This is a genomic window from Bifidobacterium mizhiense (assembly GCF_020884755.1).
In the GTDB taxonomy this organism is placed as follows: Bacteria; Actinomycetota; Actinomycetes; order Actinomycetales; family Bifidobacteriaceae; genus Bombiscardovia; species Bombiscardovia mizhiensis.
In genome coordinates this window covers 127,757-148,165 of record NZ_BPWE01000003.1, presented here as the reverse complement: position 1 = coordinate 148,165, position 20,409 = coordinate 127,757, and the positions used below count along the sequence as shown (strand labels likewise).

Here is a 20,409-nt window from a genome sequence, read left to right as displayed (position 1 = left end):
CGACCCGGCCGCCCCACGGTGACCGGGTCGGACTAGTCTGGAACCCATGAAGTCTCAGGTTTCCAAATCCAAGAACCAAGCCCCCTCCCGTTCGACGGGGGAGTCTGGCAAGGCCAGCGCCTTCCGTTGCCTGCTGGGCCTGCCCATCGGCCTGGCGGTGGGGGTGCTGGGGACCCTGGTCCAGCGCTCCGGGGCCGCTCAGGGTCTGCCCTGGGGGATGGTCCTGGCCTATCTGCTGGTGGCCCTGGCTGCCTGGTGGGTCCGTTGCGACAGCGGCACCATGGGTCTGGCCCTGCATCTGGTGGCCTCGACGGTCGTGGTCTGGCTGCTCTCCATGCGCGGACCCGGCGGCGACGTGCTCATGCCCTATGCCAACTTCCCGACATTCTTTGCCAAGTATGCGGTCTTCCTCTGGATGGGCGGGCTGGTCCTGATCCAGACCCTGGCCATCTGTCTGCCGGCCTCCTGGTTTGCCGATGGCCCCCTGCGTCGTCAGGGGCGATCCGCATGAGCCATGACCCGTCAGCGAGGCCGGCGACTTCATCCGACCGAATTCCCCTGCACTTCCTGGGTCCCGAGGGGACCTTCACCCATCAGGCCGCCCTTGAGGCCGCCAGCCTCATGGCGACAAGGCTGGGCTGCCAGGCTGACTTGCGCCCCTGCACGGATGCGGCGGCCATTGTGGCCTCCGTGGAGGAGGGCCGAGGCTGGGGAGTGCTGGCCTGGGAAAACAACGTGGAGGGCCATGTGGTGCCCAACATGGATGCCCTGATCGATGCTCAGGCGGTAGCGGGCTTCGGCATGGTCCGCCTGCCCATTGTCTTTGACGCCTTCGTCAGGGCTGACCATGGCCCCTTGCGCCAGGTCGGCGCCCATCCCCATGGACTGGCCCAGTGCAAGGGCTTCATCGCAGAGACCGGCCTCAATCCGGTGCCGGCCAATTCCAACGCTGCGGCCTGCCGTGACTTGGGCCCCGACCAGGTGGCTCTGGGGCCGCGCATATGCGGGAGCCTCTACGGACTGGAGACCTACCGGCGTGAGGTGCAGGACTATCAGGGTGCGCGCACCGACTTTCTTCTGCTGGCTCCCCGAGATCGGGCCGCCCGGCTGGCACGCCGCCTGGCGCCGGGCGGGGATTTCGAGTCCATCGTCACCTTCATTCCCCTGAATACCGGGCCGGGCGTGCTGGCCAACCTGCTGGACCGTCTGCGCGATGCGGGCCTGAACATGACCTCATTCATGTCCCGGCCCATCAAGGGGCACGACGGGACCTACAGCTTCGTGGCCAGCATCGACGCCGCACCATGGCAGAAGGGTCTGCATCAGGTGCTGGCTGACCTGCTGGACAGGGGGGACTGGCTCAAGACCCTGGCGGTCCATCCGCGCACCCCGCATCCAGCGCCCCCCATCCGTGAATGGATGCTGCCCAGGGCGGGGGCCTTCCGGGGTGAGGACCCCGATACCGAGACGATCAGCAAGGAGTTGTTATGGTAGATGAATCCGCACCCTTTCCACACATGGACCTGTCAGGTCCCGAGCACATGCACCCCATGGCAGGCATGGCCGCCTCGCCGGTGCTGACCTCGGCCCACAAGATCGCCGTGGCAGGGCTGGGTCTGATCGGCGGATCGCTGGCCCGCCGCCTGGCCGCCCGGGGCCGGTTCGTGATCGCATGGAACCATAATGATCGTCCCTACGAGCAGGCCCGCAGCCAGGGGATCCACTGTGTGGACACCCTGGAGGAGCTGGCCAAGGGCAAGGCAGACGTGCTGGTGCTGGCCACCCCCTTGCGGGCCATGCCCGAGGTGCTCAAGGCCCTGGCTCCGGTGCTGACCCGAGGCACCACCCTGACCGACGTGGGCAGTGTCAAGGGGCCGGTCCGCCGTCAGGTCGAGCAGGCCGGTCTGGCTGATCAGTATGTGGGCGCCCATCCTATGGCGGGCAGCGAGGGCTCAGGTTACGAGGACTCGGACCCGGCCCTCTTGGATGATGCCCTCTGGGCTCTCTGCGTCGATGAACAAACGGATTACAGCCGATTCCTGACCGTGGCCGACATGGTCACCCAGGGTCTGGGCAACCGGCTGATCGCCCTGGACGATGCCACCCATGACCGGGCCGCTGCGCTGATCTCGCACATGCCCCATGTGGTGGCCACCGCCCTGGCCAACATGCTGACCGGATCGCCTGACCGCCGAGTGGCCTCGGCTCTGGCGGCCGGATCCTGGCGTGACATGACCCGGGTGGCCCTGACCGATCCGGAACGGACCCGGGCCATGGTGGAGGAGAACGCCGACCAGGTGGCCGACCTTCTGGATGACTTGGCCGAGAATCTGCAGGGCATGGCCTCTCTCTTGCGGGACCAGGATGCGGCGGCCGATGAAAAGCGCCGGGACTTCTTCCTCCAGGCCGATCCCTTCCGGCGCTACAAGGCTGCCCTGGCCGGCCAGGAGCCGATGCCCACCACCGACCTTGAATTGGATCCGCAGGAGGGCAACTGGCGGCAGGAGCTGCTGGATTCGGCCCTGCGCGGCGAGCAGGTCTCGGCCTTCCTGACCACCAGCCGTGCCCGGGTGCTGCACCCGCCGGTCATCGACTGAGATCAGGTGGGTCCGGACGGGGCGAACGGCGTTCCGGGACCGGCTTCAGGGCCACCATGTCTTCTGCTGGCAGGGTCACCCGTTCCCCGGGACGCGACCCATTGGCCGCCGGGTCCCTGTCTAGGATCAGCTGATGTCCGTCCCAGTCGACCACATGGCCCACGTAGTCTCGGAACTTGGGCCTTCCGTCCTCCGGATCTGCTCCCAAGGCAATCCTGACCACCAGCCGCGCTCCGGCCGGTATGGTTGCTGGCAAACGCATGGCCATCCACCTCCGGGGTCAGTATCGCCTGCGGCTGCGACGAGGGCGAAAACGCCTAGACTGTATTGCACATACTGCACAGCCAAGCGAAGGGAGTGCCCGCAGTGGACCAGGATCTGCAGGACTTCACCGACTATCTTTCCCGGGTGGCAGGCAAGAGTCCCAACACCGTGCGTTCCTACCGGGCCGACCTGTCGGGCTTTCTGCACCTGATGCATCTGCACGGCTTCGACGACCCCGCGCAGATCGACCTGGCCGCCATCAGGTCCTGGCTGGCTCACGAATCCGCCACCCACGCCCGCTCGACCATGGCCCGGAAGACGGCCGCATTGAGATCCTTCTTCGGCTGGCTGAGCCGGCACGGCCGGATCAAGACCGACCCCACCCTGGCCCTGAGCAGCCCCAAGCAGTCCGAGCACCTTCCACGGGTCCTGACGCACGACCAGGCCCGCACCCTGATGGATACGGTCGACCAGGATCCGGTCGAGCCCCGGGAGGACCAGAAAGTCCAGGCGGCCCTGCAGGTCCGGGACGCGGCCATGCTGGAGCTGCTGTACGCCACGGGCATGCGCGTGGCCGAGCTCTGCGGGCTGGACCTGGATGACGTGAACCGGCACAGCCGCACCGTAAAGGTCTTGGGCAAGGGTTCCAAGGAGCGGGTCCTGCCCTATGGCCTGCCCGCCGATCGTGCTCTGGATCGCTGGCTGGGGGAGGGGCGGCCGGTCCTGGCGGGCTCAAGGGCCAAATCGGCCCGCAAGGCAGGTCAGGCCCTCTTCCTGGGTCAGCTTGGCGGCAGGGTTGGCCAACGGCAGGTCCGCAAGGTGGTCCATCAGGCGGCCGGTCAGGCTGGGGTGCCCGACATCGCCCCCCATGCCCTGCGGCACTCGGCCGCCACGCACATGCTGGATGGGGGAGCCGACCTGCGCGAGGTTCAGGAGATGCTGGGCCATTCCTCCCTGCGGACCACCCAGCGCTACACCCACGTCTCCATCGAGCAGTTGCGGGCCCGGTACAGGCAGGCTTTCCCCCGGGCCTGAGATCCGGTAAATGAGATACGACTTGTCTCGGGAAACATCCTGGTATCAGAATATGGCGTATTCTAGCTTGAACATCAGTCAAAGACTTTCGGGATCATAGGCGCAATGTTGGCAACCAGCTAAAGGGAGCAGCAAGAATGAAGAAGAGTTCACAGCTCACGGTGGCGTCAGCCGCCATCTGTGCCTTGGCGCTCTTGGCCAGCGGCTGCGGCAGTGGAGGCAGCAGCACCAATACCGAGGGTGCCGAGCAGTCGTCCAGCAGCCAGCCCAGCAACAACGCCGTGGTGTCGGTCCGTGGGTGCGAGCCGGCCAACCCGCTCATTCCCAGCAGCACTGCGGAAAGCTGCGGCGGGCAGGTCGTGGATGCCATCAACTCCAAGCTGATCCGCTTCGACGATCAGGGCAAGGCCCACAACGATCTGGCCGCGGAGATCAAGGGCAACGACGACATGTCCCAGTACAAGGTCACCTTGGTTGACGGGCGCAAGTTCTCGGATGGCACCCCGATCACCGCCAAGTCCTTCACCAGGGCCTGGTCCTGGAGCGCCAATGTGTCCAACGGCCAGCTGAACGCCAGCTTTTTCTCTGACATCAAGGGCTTTGATGACCTGCAGAAGCAGGGCGTGCCTGCGGATGCCCAGTTCTCCGGATTGAAGGTCATCGATGACAAGACCTTCACCGTAGACCTCATTTCGCCCTCGTCCACCTTCCCCATTCAGGTAGGCTATACCTCTTTTGCGCCCCTGCCTGAGTCCTTCTACAAGGATCCCAAGGCCTACGGGGAGAATCCGGTCAGCTCGGGTCCTTACACGTTTGAGTCCTGGCAGCACAACGCCATGATCAGGCTTCGCAAGAACAACGACTACGGCGGGGAGGTCAAGGTCCAGAACGGCGGCATCGACTACAAGGTCTACACTGACTTGAATTCTGCCTATTCCGATGTGCAGGCGGGCAACCTGGATGTGATCGACAGGATCCCCACCTCCGCTGTCAAGACGTTCATGACCGACAGCATGGTGCAGAGTTATAACAAGCCTGGCTCCACCCTGCAGATGTTCACCATTCCCGCCACCATGGAGCATTTCGGCCAGGACCAGGAGGGCCACCTGCGCCGCCTGGCCATCTCCATGGCCATTGACCGGAAGATGCTGATCGACAAGGTCCTGGGCGGTCTGGGCGTGCAGCCCACCGACTTCACCGCGCCGACCATCCCAGGCTATGCCAAGGATCTCAAGGGTTCGGACAACCTCAAGTACAACGCCAGGAAGGCCAAGGAGTACTGGGCCAAGGCCGATGCCATCAGCAAGTGGCCAGCCGACAAGAGCTTCCAAATGCTGTACAGTTCGGATGGCGGCGCCAAGGACTTCTACGACGGCATGGCCAACTCCATCAAGAATACGCTGGGCATCAAGGCCGAGGCCACTCCTGTGCCCACCTTCAGCGAGTTCCGCGGCAACATCAAAAAGCGCCTCTACGCGGATGCGGCCTTCAGATCCTCCTGGTCACCCGACTACCCATCGCCTGAGAGCTATCTGATGAGCAACTTCGCCAGCTCGGCGGCCGATGGCAACGGATCCAACGATGGCGACTACAAGAACCCCAAGTTCGACGCCCTGCTGAAGCAGGCTGCCAAGGCCAAGGACACCGATGAAGCCAACAGGCTCTTCCAGCAGGCTGAGGAGATCCTTCTACAGGACATGCCGGCGGTTCCGCTCTATTATGGAAACAACATCGGCGCGTCCGCCAAGAAGGTTCATGGGATGCGTCTGGGCTGGGATGGCTATCCGATCTTCTCGGAGCTGTCCAAGGACCAGTAATGATCGTGCCGGAAACGGCATAAACCGCCGTCGATGACTGGCGGTTCGGGAAACCAACCAAAGGAAAGAGCAAGATATATGAAGAAGCAATCGGCCCTGACCATTGCGGGCGCCGGACTGTGCGTCATGGCGCTCACGCTGGGCGCCTGCGGCGGATCCGGCGGATCCGGCTCCTCTGCCCAGGGGAGCAACGGCGGCAGCTCGAACGCCGTCATCTCGGTCTTCAACCCTGAGCCGGCCAATCCGCTCATCCCCAGCATGACCAACGAGGTGGGGGGTGGCAACCCCATCGACGTCATGTTCTCCAAGCTGGTCCGCTTTGACGACAAGGGCAAGCCGGTCAACGAGATCGCCAAGCAGATCAAGGCCAACGAGGACAACACCCAGTACACCGTGACCATCAACGACGGCTGGAAGTTCTCGGACGGCACCCCGGTCACCGCACAGTCCTTCACCAAGGCCTGGTCCTGGGCGGCCGACATCGCCAACAAGCAGCTGGGCTCCAGCTTCTTCGCCAACATCAAGGGCTATGACGACCTGCAGAAGGAGGGCACCCCTGGCGATGCCCAGCTGTCCGGCCTCAAGGTCATCGACAACAAGACCTTCACCGTTGATCTGACCTCGCCTTCCTCCACCTTCCCCATCCAGGTGGGCTACACCGCGTTTGCGCCCCTGCCCGAGTCCTTCTACAAGGACACCAAGGCCTTCGGCGAGAAGCCGGTGACCGTGGGACCCTACAAGTTCCAGTCCTGGGAGCACAACAAGTCCATCAAGCTGGTCAAGGATCCCGCTTACAAGGGCGGCATCAAGGTCAAGAACGGCGGCGTGGAGTTCCGCGCCTACACCGATGCCACCGCAGCCTACCGCGACGTGCAGGCCGGCAACCTGGATGTGCTGGACACCCTGCCCGCCTCGGCTCGCAAGACCTTCCAGACCGATAACACGGTCCAGGCCATCAACGACCCGGGCTCGGTCATCCAGATGTTCACCATCCCCTCCTACATGAAGCACTTCGGCCAGGATCAGGAGGGCAAGCTCCGTCGCCAGGCCATCTCCATGGCCATCGACCGGCCGACCATCATCAAGAAGGTGCTGTCCGGAACCGCCAAGGAGGTCCACGACTTCACCGCCCCCGTCATCCCCGGCTACTCAACCAGCATCAAGGGATCCGACGTGCTCAAGTACAACCCGTCCAAGGCCAAGGAGCTCTGGGCCGAGGCCAACAAGATCTCCCCATGGGGCGAGGGCGACACCTTCAAGATCGCCTACAACGCCGATGGCGCCCACAAGGAGATCTACGACGCCGTGACCAACTCCATCAAGAACGCCCTGGGCATCCAGGCTGCAGGCAACCCTCTGCCCACCTTCAGCGAGTTCCGCTCCAACGTGCAGAACCGCAAGTTCACCGACTCGGCCTTCCGCTCCGGTTGGCAGCCTGACTACCCCTCGCCCGAGAGCTACCTGTCCAGCAACTTCGCCAGCTCGGCAGCCAACGGCAACGGGTCCAACGACGGCGACTACAAGAACCCCGAGTTCGACGGCCTGATGGACAAGGCAGCCTCCGCCAAGAGCATCGACGAGGCCAACAAGATCTACCAGCAGTCCGAGGAGCTGCTCTTCCGCGATCTGCCCGCAGTCCCGCTCTACTACCAGAACTCCAACGGCGTGGCCGCCAAGAACATCCAAGGATTCTCCTTCACCTGGAAGGGCGTCCCTGCTTACTACAACATCAGCAAGTGAGGTGACGGGAGCCTGAATTCCGCACCTGACAGCTGACATCGCCCGGGCCGGCACGGAAGGATCCACTCCGCGCCGGCCTTGGTGTCTTTGCACCCCTGTTGAGGTGTGCTGGTAGACTCAAACAAGAATTTTTGCGGCGGCCTCGATCCCCATGCCGATCCCGGTCGCGGATGACAAAGGAGAATAGCCGATGGGAAAATATCTTCTGCGACGTATTCTGCAGATGATCCCCGTCGTTCTCGGCACGACACTGCTGATATACGCGCTGGTCTTCGCGCTTCCCGGCGACCCCGTGGCCGCCATGTTCGGGGACAAGCCGGTCAATCAGGCCGTTGCCGCACAGATACGTTCGGAATACAATCTCGACAAGCCCTTCATCGTGCAGTACGTGCTCTTCCTGAAGAACGCGCTGACCCTGAACTTCGGCAACACCTTCGCCGGCCAGCCCGTGATCAGCGTGATCGGCAGGGCCTTCCCGGTGACCATCAAGCTGGCCCTGATGGCCTTCGTCTTCGAGGGCGTCTTCGGCGTGATCTTCGGCATCATCGGCGGCCTGACCAAGGGCAAGTGGTCGGACAACATCATCCTGGTCCTCTCCCTGCTGCTGATTTCGGTGCCTACCTTCGTCACCGGCTTCATCCTGCAGTACCTGTTCGGCGTCAAATGGCATCTGCTGCCAGCCACCGCCGGGGCCAATCCGGGCTTCATTGACCTGCTCATGCCGGCCATCGTGCTGGGGTCGGTGTCCATGGCTTCCATCATCCGTCTGACCAGGACGGAGATCACCTCCAACATCTCCGAGGACTACGTGCGCACGGCCCGGGCCAAGGGCATGAGCAACCGGTCCGTCATCGTGCGGCACGTGCTGCGCAACTCCCTGATCCCCGTGGTCACCTACCTGGGCGCCGACATCGGCGGACTCATGGGCGGGGCCATGATCACCGAGCGCATCTTCAACATCCAGGGCGTGGGCAACACCCTTTACCAGGCCATCCTGAGGGGCGAAGGCACCCTGGTGGTCTCCATCGTGACCATTCTGGTCCTGATCTTCGTCATCACCAGCCTCCTGGTCGACCTGCTCTACGCAGTGCTCGATCCGCGGATCCGGTATGCGTGAGGGAGAGGGACCGACTATGAGTGAAACGGCAATGAACGAGTCAAGCGAACAGAACGAAAGCCAGGCCCGCGTCTACTTCCCCGACCCCCTGCCGGGCCAGGAGCGGTTCGTGGCCCCCATCGAGGAGACGCCCTTGCGCGAGGTGGACTCGGTGGATGAGGACGTGCCGCCCACCAGCATGTGGGCCGACGCCTGGAAGACCCTGAGGCGCAACCCGCTCTTCATCATCTCCGCAATCCTGGCGATCGTGGTCATCCTGGTGGCCCTCTTCCCCAACCTCTTCGCCAGGCAGGATCCCATGGCCTGCAGCCTGTCCGACTCCCTGGAGCCCGGCCGGCCCGGGCACCCCTTCGGCTTCGACCTGCAGGGCTGCGACGTCTACAGCCGCGTCATCCACGGGGCAAGGACCTCGGTGGCCATCGGCATCATGACCACCATCCTGGTCACTGTCTTCGGAGGCCTCATCGGCGCCATCGCCGGTTTCTTCGGGGGCTGGGTTGACGCCGTGCTCAGCCGCATCACCGACATCTTCTTCGCCATCCCCATGATCCTGGGCGCCATCGTGCTCCTGCAGATGTTCCGCACCTCCACCTCCCTGTGGAAGATCATCCTGACCCTGACCCTCTTCGGCTGGGTCAACATGGCCCGCATCACCCGCAGCGCCGTCCTGGAGGCCAAGAACCTGGAGTTCAACACCGCTTCCACGGCCCTGGGCTCCACGCCCCTGCGCAACCTCTTCCGGCACATCATGCCCAACTCCCTGGCCCCGGTCATCGTCATGGCCACCATGTCGCTGGGCACCTACATCGTCTCTGAAGCCACGCTGAGCTTCCTGGGCATCGGCCTGCCCTCCACCGTGGTCTCCTGGGGCGGGGACATCTCGACGGCCCAGAACCTCCTGACCACCAACCCCTCGGTCCTCTTCTATCCCTCCGCAGCCCTGGCCATCACCGTGCTGGCCTTCATCATGATGGGCGACGCGGTCAAGGATGCATTGGATCCCAAGAGCAGAACGGCCTGAGCGGAGGAAGCATGACTGAAGCAGACAAGAACATGACCACCAATCAGGAGCAGCAGCCTCTGCTCGACGTGCGGGACCTGCAGGTGGACTTCACCGCCGATGGGCGCACCGTCCACGCAGTTCGCGACGCCTCCTTCAATGTCTATCCCGGCCAGTGGGTGGCCATCGTGGGGGAGTCCGGCTCGGGCAAGTCCACCTCGGCCATGGCTGTGCTGGGTCTTCTGCCCGGCACCGGCAAGGTGACCGGCGGCAGCATCCGGCTCAATGGCCGCGAGCTGGTGGGCCTGGACCGCAAGGACTACGAGGCGCTGCGCGGCTCCCAGGTGGGCCTGGTCCCGCAGGATCCCATGAGCAATCTGAACCCGGTCTGGCGCATCGGCTCCCAGGTCAAGGAGGCGCTGACCGCCAACCATATGGATGTCTCCCGGGAGAAGCGCTCCCGGCTGGCCAAGGCCCTGGCCAGCGACGAAGAGGTGACGCTCAAGAAGTCGGACGACGAGCTTTTCATCTCCTCCAAGGACCTGCCCGGCCTGCTCCAGGCCGCCCGCCAGGCCCTGAGCGATGCCGGGGTCGCTGACGTGGACCAGACCATGGAGGCCCTGAAGGCCGAGTGGGATGTGGGCTCCGAGACCCGTTGGGGCGTGGCCAAGTCCCTGATCGACGCCGGTGTGGATGACGATGCGGCCTGGACGCTGGCCAAGGAGCATGTCACCGGCTCGGACATGGACGACCGCATCGCCGGCCTGCTGTCCGAGGCCGGGCTGCCTGAGGCCGCCACCAGGGCCCGACAGTATCCGCATGAGTTCTCCGGCGGCATGCGCCAGCGCGCCCTGATCGCCATCGGCCTGGCCTCCCGGCCCGACCTGCTGATTGCCGACGAGCCCACCAGCGCCCTTGATGTGACCGTCCAGAAGCGGATTCTGGACCACCTGCGCAGCCTGACCGAATCCCTGGGCACCGCCGTGCTCTTCATCACCCACGACCTGGGTCTGGCAGCCGAGCGCGCCCAGCACATCGTGGTCATGTACCGGGGCCAGGTGGTGGAGTCCGGGCCCAGCCTGGAGGTCCTGCAGCATCCCCAGCACCCGTACACCAAGCGGCTGGTCCAGGCCGCGCCCTCGCTGGCCTCCCAGCGCATCATCTCCGCCAAGCAGCGCGGCCAGGATGCCGAAGACCTGCTGGAGCATCACGTCAAGGGCGAGAGCACCTTGGAGCGCAGCGAGCACGTCATCACCGTGGAGCACCTGACCCGCGAGTTCAGGCTGCCCCGGCGCAAGGAGATGTTCAAGGCTGTGGACGACGTCTCCTTCTCGGTCAAGCGGGGGACCACCCTGGCCATCGTGGGGGAGTCCGGCTCCGGCAAGTCCACCGTGGCCAACATGGTCCTGCACTTGCTCAAGCCCACCTCGGGCCTGGTGACCTACGAGGGCCAGGACATCGCCGGCTTCGGCAGCCGTCAGCTCATGGAGTTCCGCCGGCACGTGCAGCCGGTCTTCCAGAACCCCTACGGCTCCCTGGACCCCATGTACTCCATCTACCGCTCCATCGAGGAGCCCCTGCGCATCCACAAGATCGGCAACGCCAAGTCCCGGCAGAAGCGGGTCAAGGAGCTGCTGGACATGGTGGAGATGCCTGAATCGGTCATGGGGCGCTACCCCAACGAGCTCTCCGGCGGACAGCGTCAGCGCATCGCCATCGCCCGGGCCATGGCCCTGAATCCGGATGTGATCATCTGCGACGAGGCCGTCTCCGCCCTGGATGTGCTGGTCCAGGACCAGGTGCTGCGGCTGCTCAACGACCTGCAGGCCGAGCAGGGGCTCAGCTACCTGTTCATCACCCACGATCTGGCCGTGGTCAGGCAGATCGCCGACGAGGTGGTGGTCATGCAGCATGGCCGGCTGGTGGAGCACGCCACCACCGACGAGGTCTTCGACCACCCCCAGCGCCAGTACACCAAGGATCTGCTGGACGCCATCCCCGGCGGCAAGCTGCGCCTGGGTCTTGACTAGGTATCCTTTGCACAGACTCACAAGGAAATGAGGCATCATGGGATTGTTCGGTTTCGGCAGGAAACGCGCCAAGAAGCAGGCTGAGGAGGCCGTCGAGGAGTCCAAGGACGTTGAAAAGTCCACGGAGAAATCAGACCAGACCTCTCAGGCTGACCGTGATGAGACGGCTGCGGAGCAGGACGAAGCCGAGCAGAGCGGGAAAGGCCCCTGGGACAGTTTGGATTCCGAGGCCCCCGACACCGATGAGTACCTGGACATCGGCGCCCTGATGCTGCCCTTCCTCAAGGGCAGCGAGCTGAGGCTCAAGGCCAACTCGCAGACCGGCGACGTGCTGGGAGCCACCATCACCTACGGGTCCTCCAGTCTGGAGCTGGAGCCCTTCGCGGCCCCCAAGTCCCTGGGCCTCTGGGACGAGGTCCGGGCCGACCTGCTCAAGGCCAACCCCTCCTGCAAGGAGGTGGACGGCGTCTTCGGCAAGGAGCTGACCCTGCCCGTCAAGGTCAAGGGCAAGAACCTGGTGACCCGGGTGGTGGGCGTCGACGGACCCCGCTGGATGCTGCGAGGCATCTTCTCAGGCCCGGCAGCCAAGGGCGGCAAGGAGAAGGATGTGCTCGACGGCTACCTGGCCGACCTGGTGGTGGTCCGTGGCGATGAGCCCCTGGCTCCCCGTGACCTGGTGCCCATGCATGCGCCCATCACCCCCAACCAGCGCCGTGGAGAAGCCGAAGACTCGGAGTCCAAGGACGATGAGAGTGCGCAGATCCCCGGCAGGCCCGAGGGCCCCTTCGACTCGGACCAGCAGACCGAGGTGAAGACCACACTGTCGCGCGGACCCATGTTCTCGGAGGTCCGCTAAGGCTGTGAAGCAGAAGCACTCCGGGCTGGCAGCACTGGCCGACGACGATTTCTCCGTCATGGAGGCCATCGGCGGATGGCGGGGGATCGTCGAATCCCTGCTGCCGGGGCTGGTATTCCTGGTTGTCTTCCTGGTGACCGGCCGTCTGGGGCTGACCGTGGAGGTTTCAGCGGCCCTGGCAGTCGTGCAGCTGCTGATTCGTCTGGTCCAGCAGCAGTCCTTTCTGGGGGCGCTGGCCGGTCTGCTTTCGGTGGGCATCTGCCTGGTGGCCGCATGGCTGACCCGGGATGCCCGCAACTATTACCTGCCAGGATTTTTGACCAACGGATTCTGGATCATTGTGCTCGCCGCCTCGCTGCTGGCACGGATGCCCGGCATCGGCCTGCTGGTGGAGTATCTGCGCCGGCCCGTCGTCTCAGGCTGGAGGCAGTGGCTGGCCTCCTGGCGGGGCGAGCCAGAACTGGTACGGGCCTATAATCAGGCCACCCAGGTCTGGATCGCCGTCTTCGCGCTGCGCCTGCTGATCCAGGTGCCGCTCTACCTGACTGGTTCCGTCGGGTTGCTTGGCGCCGCACGCCTGATCCTGGGCCTGCCCCTGTTTGCTCTGGGCATCTGGGTCAGCTGGCTGCTGATCGGCGGCCCATACCATCGTCGTCAGGCCGACCAGGCTCAGACCGACCAGGAGGTTCATGCCGATCATGACTGAGACCAGGGTTCGTCTGCGCATCGAACGCTATGCCGACCAGGGCCGTTGCGTGAGCCACCTGGAGGACGGTCGGGTGGTCTTCGTCCGCTTCGCCCTGCCCGGGGAGCTGGTGGAGGTCCTCCTGGACGAGCCTCATGGCCGGGCCGGCAGATTCGCCACGGGCGAGGTCACCCAGGTGTTGGAAGCCAGCCCCGACCGACGCGAACCCGTCTGGCCCCTGGCTGGACCCTTGGCCTGGGGAGGTGGCCTGGGTGGCGCCGATCTGATTCACGTCAGTCTGCCCGGTCAGCTGGCCTGGAAGGCTGATCTGATTGGTCAGCAGATGTCCCGCTTGGGCGGGGTGGATGTCCAAGTGCCGGTGGCTCGGGTTCCGGGCGATGAGGAGCTGGGTGGCCTGCACTGGAGGACCAGAATCGAGCTGGTGGCTGACGACCAAGGACGCCCCTCCATGCGCCGTCGGGGTTCGCATGACCGTCTGCCGATTCAGACCATGCCCTTGGCCACCCAGGAGTTGCTGGACCTGGCTGATGAACTGGGCATCTGGGAGGGCGGCCTGCCTGCTGGTGCCCGCATACGCCTGGCTGTGCCCCAGCCGCGCGACGGGGGACCGGTCGGCGACAACTTCGCGCTGCTGGTGGATGGCCGCCTGAGCCAGGGGAGCCGCCTGCTGACGGAGCGGTTGGAGGCCGGAGCAGGACCTGAATACCAGGTTCGGGCCGACGGATTCTGGCAGGTCCACCGTCAGGCACCGGTCGTGCTGACCAAGGCGGTTCTGGACCAGGCCAGGCAGGCCCTGGACGGGGTTGCCGAACCGGTCATCTGGGATCTTTACTGCGGATCAGGGCTCTTCACCCTGCCCCTGGCTGCCCTGGCTGACGGACGTGCCCGGCTCCTGGCTGTGGAGGGATCCGTTGGAGCCATTGCCAGCGCGAAACACAACGTGAAGCAGGCCGGACTGGACCGGGTGGCCCTGCGGCGAGGGGACGTGGCCAAGGTCCTGGCTGGCGGTGCGCCCAAGGGGCTGGGCCATCCCGACCTGATCCTGCTGGATCCGCCCAGGGCCGGCGCCAAGGCTCAAGTCTGCCGGCTGCTGGCCGCCAGCGGGGCGGGGACCATCATCTATGTGGCCTGCGACCCGACCAGCCTGGCCAGGGATACGGCCACCCTGATCTCCCTGGGCTACAGCCCCAAGCACCTTGAGGCCTTTGACATCTACCCGATGACCCACCACGTGGAGACCGTGGCAGTCTTCACCCGCACGGCGGGAAGGCAGCACTGACATGAGCCGCGCCGGGCGGATCGTGGCAGTGGTCAGGCGGCTGGCGGGTCTACTGCTGGCGGTCGCCCTGCTGGCAGGCCTGCCCACGCTGACCGGATGCGCCCCCAAGGACAGGGCCGTGGGCGACTCCTGGCACGAGGGCACCGTGCCCCACGACGGCGTGGATCGCTCCGACACGCTCGTGGCTTTGATTGGATGCCCGCAGAAGGGTGGCAAGGACCCGGATACCGGTCTTGACAGCCGCATCCTGGCATCCTTGAAGGCGGAGCGCATGAAGGGTTATTTCTCCTCGGCGCAGTCCACCAGCGATCAGCAGGATGGGGTGCAGGATGCCATCAACCGCGGGGTCAGTCTGATTCTGATTCGTCAACCCGGAGCCGGCGACTGGACCCCGGCCCTGAAGGCAGCCCGGAAGGCGGGCATTCCTGTGGTAGAGTTCGCTCAAAGCGCCAAGGCTTGGACCCCTGACCCAGGTAGGCTCTACTATGCGGCTACGGTTCACCCGGTGGATCCTGCCGGGCATCCACACGCGCCCTTGCTGGCTGACGCTCTGCAGACCATTGTGGACGACGGACCGCATGCAAGGATCATGGCCGTGCGCCTGAGCGCCGACTGAGAGGGGGGCCAAGGATGAGCACAGCAGCGGACACAGGCTTTCCGGACACCGACCGGCCGGGGCTGAGCTCCCAGGAGGTGGAGCGGCTGAAGGCCCAGGGCCTGGTCAACGTCTCCCAGGACCAAACCTCCCGCAGCCTGGGCCAGATCATCCGGGACAACGTCTTCACCCTCTTCAACGGGATCATCCTGACCGCCATGGTGGTGGTCCTGCTGACCGGCCAGTGGAAAGACGCGGTCTTCGGCCTGATCATCATCATCAACACCGGCATCGGCGTGGCCACCGAGCTCAAGGCCAAGCACACCCTGGACGGGCTGTCCATCCTGGTGGCCTCCGACTATACGGTGCGCAGGGATGGGCGCAACCTGACCGTGCCCCACGATGCCATCGTCAAGGGGGATCTGCTCTGGATCCGCTCCGGGGACCAGGTGCCCGCCGACGCGCAGATCATCGACACCTACGGCCTGGAGCTGGACGAGTCCATGCTGACCGGCGAATCGCGCACGGTCAAGCACAAGCCGGGGGACCAGGTCTACTCGGGCTCCACGGCCGTCTCGGGCATGGCCCTGGCCCAGGTGACCGCCGTGGGCGCCGACTCCTACGCCGCCACGCTGATGGCCAAGGCCAAGGTCTACAAGAAGGTCCACTCCGACCTGAACGAGGGCATCAACACCATCCTCAAGGTCATGACCATAGTGGTCATTCCCCTCTGCCTGCTGCTCATCTTCACCCAGATGCGGACCGTGGGCGGCTTCCAGACGGCCCTGGCCACCGGAGCCTGGCGGCAGGCCGTGGTGTCCGCCGTGGCCGGGGTCGTGGGCATGATCCCCGAGGGGCTGGTCCTGCTGACCTCCCTGAACTTCGCCCTGGCCGCCATCCGCCTGGCCCGCCACCAGACCCTGGTCCAACAGATGGAGTCCGTGGAGACCCTGGCCCGGGTGGATGCCCTGAATCTGGACAAGACCGGCACCATCACCGACGGGGGCATTGTCTACGATGACCTGCACCCGCTGGCCGAGGACCTGCCGGCCCAGCAGCTGCGGCAGGCCCTGGTGGACGTCTGCGCGGAGGAGAGCCCCAACGCCACCGGCCGGGCCATCCTCAAGGGGATGGACGATCTGCGCCCGGGCAGGGCAGTCAGCCGCCTGCCCTTTTCTTCGGCCCGCAAGTGGAGCGCCGTGGCCGACCAGTCCAGCAGAATCTGGTACTTCGGCGCCCCGGAGGTGCTCCTGGCATCCCAGGCGGGCAGCTGGCCCCAGGTGGACCGGCAGGTGGCCGACCTGGCCGACCGCGGCTACCGGGTGCTGATGCTGGCCGCCCCCGACGGGTACCCGGGCACCGACCAGCCTGACTACTTCACCAGCAGCCCCGACCTGCCCGGGAACCTGAAGCCCCTGGCCCTGATCACCTGCTCGGAGCACATCCGCGACGACGCCGCCGAGACCCTGGCCTGGTTCCGCCAGCAGGGCGTGCGCTGCCGGGTCATCTCGGGCGACAACCCGGCCACGGTGGCGGCCATCGCCAACAAGGTGGGCCTGACCGGCGACCGGGCACCCAGGGCCATGGATGCCCGCCAGCTGCCCGAGGACACCGCAGCCCTGGCCGATGTCCTGGAGGATGTGGACGTGCTGGGCCGGGTCCTGCCCGACCAGAAGAAGGCCATCGTCCAGGCCCTGCACCTGAAGGGCCACACGGTGGCCATGACCGGCGACGGGGTCAACGACTCCCTGGCCCTGAAAGAGGCTGACCTGGGCATCGCCATGGGCAATGCGGCGGCCGCCACCAAGGCCGTGGCCCAGCTGGTCCTGGTGGATTCGCGCTTCTCCCACCTGCCCGACGTGGTGGCCCGGGGCCGGCAGGTCATGGCCAACATGGAGCGTGTGGCCGGCCTTTTCCTGGTCAAGACCGTCTACTCGGCCCTGATCTCCCTGGGCGTGGTCCTGACCGGCATCCCCTTCCCCTACCTGCCCCGGCACATCACCTACATCGGCGCCCTGACCATCGGCACGCCGGCCTTCTTCCTGGCCCTGGCCCCCAACACCAGGCGCTACCGGCCCGGCTTCCTCAAGCGGGTGGTCGCCTTCGCCCTGCCCTCGGGCATCGCCACGGCCTTGATTGTGCTGGCGGCGGCCTGGAGCCTGCCCGGCCTGCTGGGACTGGACCTGGCCCGGCCCGGCGACCTGGGGCGTTGGCGTTCGGTCTGCGCCATCGTCCTCTTCTGCATGGGCGTGCTGGTCCTGACCCAGGTGGCCCGGCCCCTGCGCTCCTGGAGGGGGCTGCTGGTCCTCTTCTTCGCCGCAGCCGGGGTGATCGGGGCCCTGATCCCCGTGGTGGCACGGTTCTTCGCCATCAGCCTGCCCACCGGTCCGGCCCTGGCCGCCACCGTGGCCTTCGCCCTGGTGGGAGCCCTGCTCATGGTCCTGGCCGTCCTGGGCTATCCGGCATGCGCACGTTACATCCGTCAGGTAACACATGGGCGCTAAGAATGAACCTCACAAGCACAGATAAGCGTCACTGACGGCCTGGGGTCCTCCCGCCGCCGGTCCACATGGGCGCCAGGGCAGGGCCCGAGCGTCCAAGGAAGGGGTGGTGCATGTCAGAATCCGCACAAGATGCCGGTCGTTCCAAGCTCAAGGTGGGCTCCGAGGAGTTCGAATACTACCGGATCAGCGACCTGCCGGGCATCGACCACCTGCCCTACAGCCTGCGCATCCTGGCCGAGAATCTGCTGCGGCACCAGAACGGGACCACGGTGACCCGGGACCAGCTGGACCAGCTGCTGGACTGGGACCCCAAGGCCCAGCCCGACAGGGAGATCCAGTACAGTCCCGCCCGGGTGCTCATGCAGGACTTCACCGGCGTGCCCTGCATGGTCGACCTGGCCACCATGCGCGATGCGGTAAAAGCCCTGGGAGACGACCCCTCCCTGGTCAACCCGCTCATCCCCGCGCAGATGGTCATCGACCACTCCGTCCAGGTGGACAGCTCGGGCGTGCCCGGCGCCCTGGAACACAACATGGACATGGAATACCGGCGCAACAGTGAGCGCTACCGCTTCCTGCGCTGGAGCCAGCAGGCCTTCCAGAACTTCCGCGTGGTGCCCCCGGGCACCGGCATCATCCACCAGGTCAACCTGGAGTACCTGGCCCAGGTGGTCATGCGCAGGGACAGGATCCAGGGGGAGGGGCCGGCCCTGGTCTACCCGGACTCCTGCGTGGGCACCGACTCCCACACCACCATGGTCAACGGCCTGGGCGTGCTGGGCTGGGGCGTGGGCGGCATCGAGGCCGAGGCGGCCATGCTGGGCCAGCCCATCTCCATGCTGGTGCCCCAGGTCCTGGGCTTCAAGCTGACCGGATCCATTCCCGAGGGGGTCACCGCCACCGACGTGGTGCTGACCGTGACCCAGATGCTGCGCGAGGTGGGCGTGGTGGGCCGGTTCGTGGAGTTCCACGGCAAGGGCCTGGCCCAGGTCCCCCTGGCCAACCGGGCCACCCTGGGCAACATGAGCCCCGAGTTCGGCTCCACCTGCGCCATCTTCCCCATCGACCGAATCACCCTGGACTATCTGCGTCTGACCGGCCGCAGCGACGAGCATGTGCGCCTGGTGGAGGCCTATGCCAAGGCCAACGGGCTGTGGATGGACCCGGAGGATGCCGACTGCCCCGAGCCCGAGTATTCCCAGGTGCTGGAGCTGGATCTGTCCACGGTACGGCCGTCCATCGCCGGCCCCCGCCGGCCCCAGGACCGCATCCTGCTGGACCAGGCCCAGCAGACCTTCCATCGGGACCTGAAGGATTACAGCGACCAGGACAGGGACAGCGACGGCGAGGCTGTGCCGGTCAAGAAGGCCGACGGCAGCGAGTTCAGCCTGCGGGACGGGGATGTGGTCATCGCGGCCATCACCTCCTGCACCAACACCTCCAATCCCTCGGTCATGGTGGCCGCCGGTCTGCTGGCCCGCCAGGCGCGCGCCCGGGGCCTCAAGCCCAAGCCCTGGGTCAAGACCTCGCTGGCGCCGGGCTCCCAGGTGGTGACGGACTATCTGAACCGGACCGGCCTGAGCAAGGATCTGGACGCCCTGGGCTTCGAGCTGGTCGGTTACGGCTGCACCACCTGCATCGGCAACTCCGGCCCCCTGGACCCGGCCATCCACCAGGCCATCGCCGACCACGACCTGACGGTGACGGCAGTGCTCTCGGGCAACAGGAACTTCGAGGGGCGCATCAGCCCGGATGTGAAGATGAACTACCTGGCCTCGCCGCCCCTGGTGGTGGCTTACGCCCTGGCCGGCAGCATGGACTTCGACCCCTGGCACGACCCCCTGGGCCGGGACAGCCAGGGCAAGCCGGTCATGCTGGCGGACATCTGGCCCTCCCAGGAGGCCATCGAGTCCGTGGTGGGCACCGCCCTGGACCGGGACATGTACCTGCGCGACTATGCGGACGTCTTCGGCGGGGATGATCGCTGGCGGAAGCTGGAGGTGCCGGAGGGCGAGCTCTTCCACTGGGATCAGGATTCCACCTACATCCGCCGCCAGACCTTCTTCGACGGCATGAAGGCCCAGCCCGACCCCCTGGAGGACATCCACGGGGCCCGGGTGCTGGCCCTGCTGGGGGATTCGGTCACCACCGACCACATCTCGCCCGCAGGGGCCATCAAGGCCGACGCACCGGCCGGCCGCTACCTGCAGGAGCACGGCATAGCCCCCAGGGACTTCAACTCCTACGGCTCCCGGCGCGGCAACCACGAGGTCATGGTCCGGGGCACCTTCGGCAACATCCGCCTGCGCAACCAGCTGTTGGCCTCGGTGGGGCTGGATGTACGCCCGGGAGGGTTCACCTACGACTTCCTGAACGGCCAGGAGACGACCATATTCGAGGCGGCGCAGGACTACGCCAGGCAGGGCACGCCCCTGGTGGTGCTGGCCGGCAGCGAGTACGGGACGGGCTCCTCCAGGGACTGGGCGGCCAAGGGCACAAGGATGCTGGGTGTGCGGGCCGTCATAGCCAGGTCCTTTGAGCGCATCCACCGCAGCAACCTGATCGGCATGGGCGTGCTGCCCCTGGAGTTCCCTGCGGGTCAGTCGGCCCAGAGCCTGGGGTTGGACGGTCAGGAGACCTATGACCTGGTTGGCGTCGATGCCCTGAACAGCTCCCTGCCCGAGCAGGTCCAGGTGCGGGCCCAGCGGCCCGACGGCAGCAGGGTGGAGTTTGCGGCCAAGGTTCGCATCGACACTCCTGGCGAGGCCGAGTACTACCGCAACGGCGGCATCCTGCAGTACGTGCTGCGTGGGCTGCTGTCCAGGGCCGATCAGGAGGCCTGAAGATACAAAAATCCCCGCCACCAATG

Annotated in this window: 16 protein-coding genes; 15 read left to right on the top strand and 1 reads right to left on the bottom strand. The window is 65.8% G+C overall.

Annotated elements, in window-relative coordinates; translation table 11 throughout:
- Positions 1-46 precede the first annotated feature (46 nt).
- The 3 genes from LPC22_RS05465 to LPC22_RS05455 all read left to right on the top strand — a co-directional run bounded on the left by LPC22_RS05465 (position 47) and on the right by LPC22_RS05455 (position 2,597).
- The gene (locus tag LPC22_RS05465) at positions 47-511 is read left to right on the top strand and encodes an alcohol dehydrogenase (protein ID WP_229133027.1); all 465 of its coding nucleotides are present in this window, start codon (positions 47-49) and stop codon (positions 509-511) included.
- On the top strand, positions 508-1,494 hold the full coding sequence (locus LPC22_RS05460) for a prephenate dehydratase domain-containing protein (RefSeq protein WP_229133025.1): 987 nt from the start codon (positions 508-510) through the stop codon (positions 1,492-1,494). The genes LPC22_RS05465 and LPC22_RS05460 overlap by 4 nt, the downstream gene beginning before the upstream one ends.
- A gap of 65 nt (positions 1,495-1,559) precedes the next feature.
- Entirely contained in the window at positions 1,560-2,597 is a 1,038-nt protein-coding gene (locus tag LPC22_RS05455; RefSeq protein WP_229133151.1) for a prephenate dehydrogenase, read from the top strand.
- On the opposite strand, the gene LPC22_RS05450 is transcribed toward LPC22_RS05455, so the two are convergent.
- Positions 2,587-2,859 carry a DUF6725 family protein gene (locus tag LPC22_RS05450; protein ID WP_229133023.1) on the bottom strand — a complete coding sequence of 91 codons (273 nt, stop codon included), beginning with the start codon at positions 2,857-2,859 and terminating at the stop codon, positions 2,587-2,589. The two genes, LPC22_RS05455 and LPC22_RS05450, sit on opposite strands and share 11 nt — an antisense overlap.
- Positions 2,860-2,963: 104 nt before the next feature.
- Between LPC22_RS05450 and LPC22_RS05445 the strand changes: the two genes are divergently transcribed.
- The 12 genes from LPC22_RS05445 (at position 2,964) to acnA (ending at position 20,383) form a co-directional block, all read left to right on the top strand.
- Complete coding sequence (locus LPC22_RS05445) at positions 2,964-3,896, top strand: tyrosine recombinase XerC (RefSeq protein WP_229133021.1); 933 nt, start codon at positions 2,964-2,966, stop codon at positions 3,894-3,896.
- A gap of 137 nt (positions 3,897-4,033) precedes the next feature.
- Positions 4,034-5,713, top strand: a complete 1,680-nt coding sequence (locus LPC22_RS05440) for a peptide ABC transporter substrate-binding protein (RefSeq protein ID WP_229133019.1) — start codon at positions 4,034-4,036, stop codon at positions 5,711-5,713.
- 78 nt (positions 5,714-5,791) lie between these two features.
- Entirely contained in the window at positions 5,792-7,453 is a 1,662-nt protein-coding gene (locus tag LPC22_RS05435) for a peptide ABC transporter substrate-binding protein (RefSeq protein WP_229133017.1), read from the top strand.
- Positions 7,454-7,643: 190 nt separating this feature from the next.
- Positions 7,644-8,570 carry an ABC transporter permease gene (locus LPC22_RS05430; protein WP_024627150.1) on the top strand — a complete coding sequence of 309 codons (927 nt, stop codon included), beginning with the start codon at positions 7,644-7,646 and terminating at the stop codon, positions 8,568-8,570.
- Positions 8,571-8,601: 31 nt separating this feature from the next.
- On the top strand, positions 8,602-9,591 hold the full coding sequence (locus LPC22_RS05425; protein WP_198200959.1) for an ABC transporter permease: 990 nt from the start codon (positions 8,602-8,604) through the stop codon (positions 9,589-9,591).
- Positions 9,592-9,602: 11 nt separating this feature from the next.
- Complete coding sequence (locus LPC22_RS05420; protein ID WP_198189482.1) at positions 9,603-11,600, top strand: dipeptide ABC transporter ATP-binding protein; 1,998 nt, start codon at positions 9,603-9,605, stop codon at positions 11,598-11,600.
- Positions 11,601-11,637: 37 nt separating this feature from the next.
- Complete coding sequence (locus LPC22_RS05415; RefSeq protein WP_229133011.1) at positions 11,638-12,456, top strand: DUF3710 domain-containing protein; 819 nt, start codon at positions 11,638-11,640, stop codon at positions 12,454-12,456.
- A 4-nt stretch (positions 12,457-12,460) separates the two neighbouring features.
- Entirely contained in the window at positions 12,461-13,162 is a 702-nt protein-coding gene (locus LPC22_RS05410) for a DUF3159 domain-containing protein (protein ID WP_024627146.1), read from the top strand.
- A complete protein-coding gene (locus LPC22_RS05405; RefSeq protein WP_024627145.1) occupies positions 13,155-14,441 on the top strand; it encodes a class I SAM-dependent RNA methyltransferase in 1,287 nt (428 codons plus the stop codon). Before LPC22_RS05410 ends, LPC22_RS05405 begins: the two co-directional genes overlap by 8 nt.
- Before the next feature lies 1 nt (position 14,442).
- Positions 14,443-15,057: a substrate-binding domain-containing protein gene (locus tag LPC22_RS05400; RefSeq protein WP_024627144.1), complete on the top strand. Its 615-nt coding sequence runs from the start codon at positions 14,443-14,445 to the stop codon at positions 15,055-15,057.
- Positions 15,058-15,071: 14 nt separating this feature from the next.
- Positions 15,072-17,540, top strand: a complete 2,469-nt coding sequence (locus LPC22_RS05395; RefSeq protein WP_229133004.1) for an HAD-IC family P-type ATPase — start codon at positions 15,072-15,074, stop codon at positions 17,538-17,540.
- A gap of 110 nt (positions 17,541-17,650) precedes the next feature.
- A complete protein-coding gene (gene acnA, locus LPC22_RS05390; protein WP_229133002.1) occupies positions 17,651-20,383 on the top strand; it encodes an aconitate hydratase AcnA in 2,733 nt (910 codons plus the stop codon).
- The last annotated feature ends 26 nt before the right edge of the window (positions 20,384-20,409 follow it).

Coding starts and splice junctions, on each gene's coding strand:
- LPC22_RS05430 (WP_024627150.1), top strand. CDS start 7,644: ATGGGAAAATATCTTCTGCGACGTATTCTGCAGATGATCCCCGTCGTT.
- LPC22_RS05400 (WP_024627144.1), top strand. CDS start 14,443: ATGAGCCGCGCCGGGCGGATCGTGGCAGTGGTCAGGCGGCTGGCGGGT.
- LPC22_RS05450 (WP_229133023.1), bottom strand. CDS start 2,859: ATGCGTTTGCCAGCAACCATACCGGCCGGAGCGCGGCTGGTGGTCAGG.
- LPC22_RS05425 (WP_198200959.1), top strand. CDS start 8,602: ATGAACGAGTCAAGCGAACAGAACGAAAGCCAGGCCCGCGTCTACTTC.
- LPC22_RS05460 (WP_229133025.1), top strand. CDS start 508: ATGAGCCATGACCCGTCAGCGAGGCCGGCGACTTCATCCGACCGAATT.
- LPC22_RS05415 (WP_229133011.1), top strand. CDS start 11,638: ATGGGATTGTTCGGTTTCGGCAGGAAACGCGCCAAGAAGCAGGCTGAG.
- acnA (WP_229133002.1), top strand. CDS start 17,651: ATGTCAGAATCCGCACAAGATGCCGGTCGTTCCAAGCTCAAGGTGGGC.
- LPC22_RS05395 (WP_229133004.1), top strand. CDS start 15,072: ATGAGCACAGCAGCGGACACAGGCTTTCCGGACACCGACCGGCCGGGG.
- LPC22_RS05465 (WP_229133027.1), top strand. CDS start 47: ATGAAGTCTCAGGTTTCCAAATCCAAGAACCAAGCCCCCTCCCGTTCG.
- LPC22_RS05455 (WP_229133151.1), top strand. CDS start 1,560: ATGGCCGCCTCGCCGGTGCTGACCTCGGCCCACAAGATCGCCGTGGCA.
- LPC22_RS05420 (WP_198189482.1), top strand. CDS start 9,603: ATGACTGAAGCAGACAAGAACATGACCACCAATCAGGAGCAGCAGCCT.
- LPC22_RS05405 (WP_024627145.1), top strand. CDS start 13,155: ATGACTGAGACCAGGGTTCGTCTGCGCATCGAACGCTATGCCGACCAG.
- LPC22_RS05440 (WP_229133019.1), top strand. CDS start 4,034: ATGAAGAAGAGTTCACAGCTCACGGTGGCGTCAGCCGCCATCTGTGCC.
- LPC22_RS05435 (WP_229133017.1), top strand. CDS start 5,792: ATGAAGAAGCAATCGGCCCTGACCATTGCGGGCGCCGGACTGTGCGTC.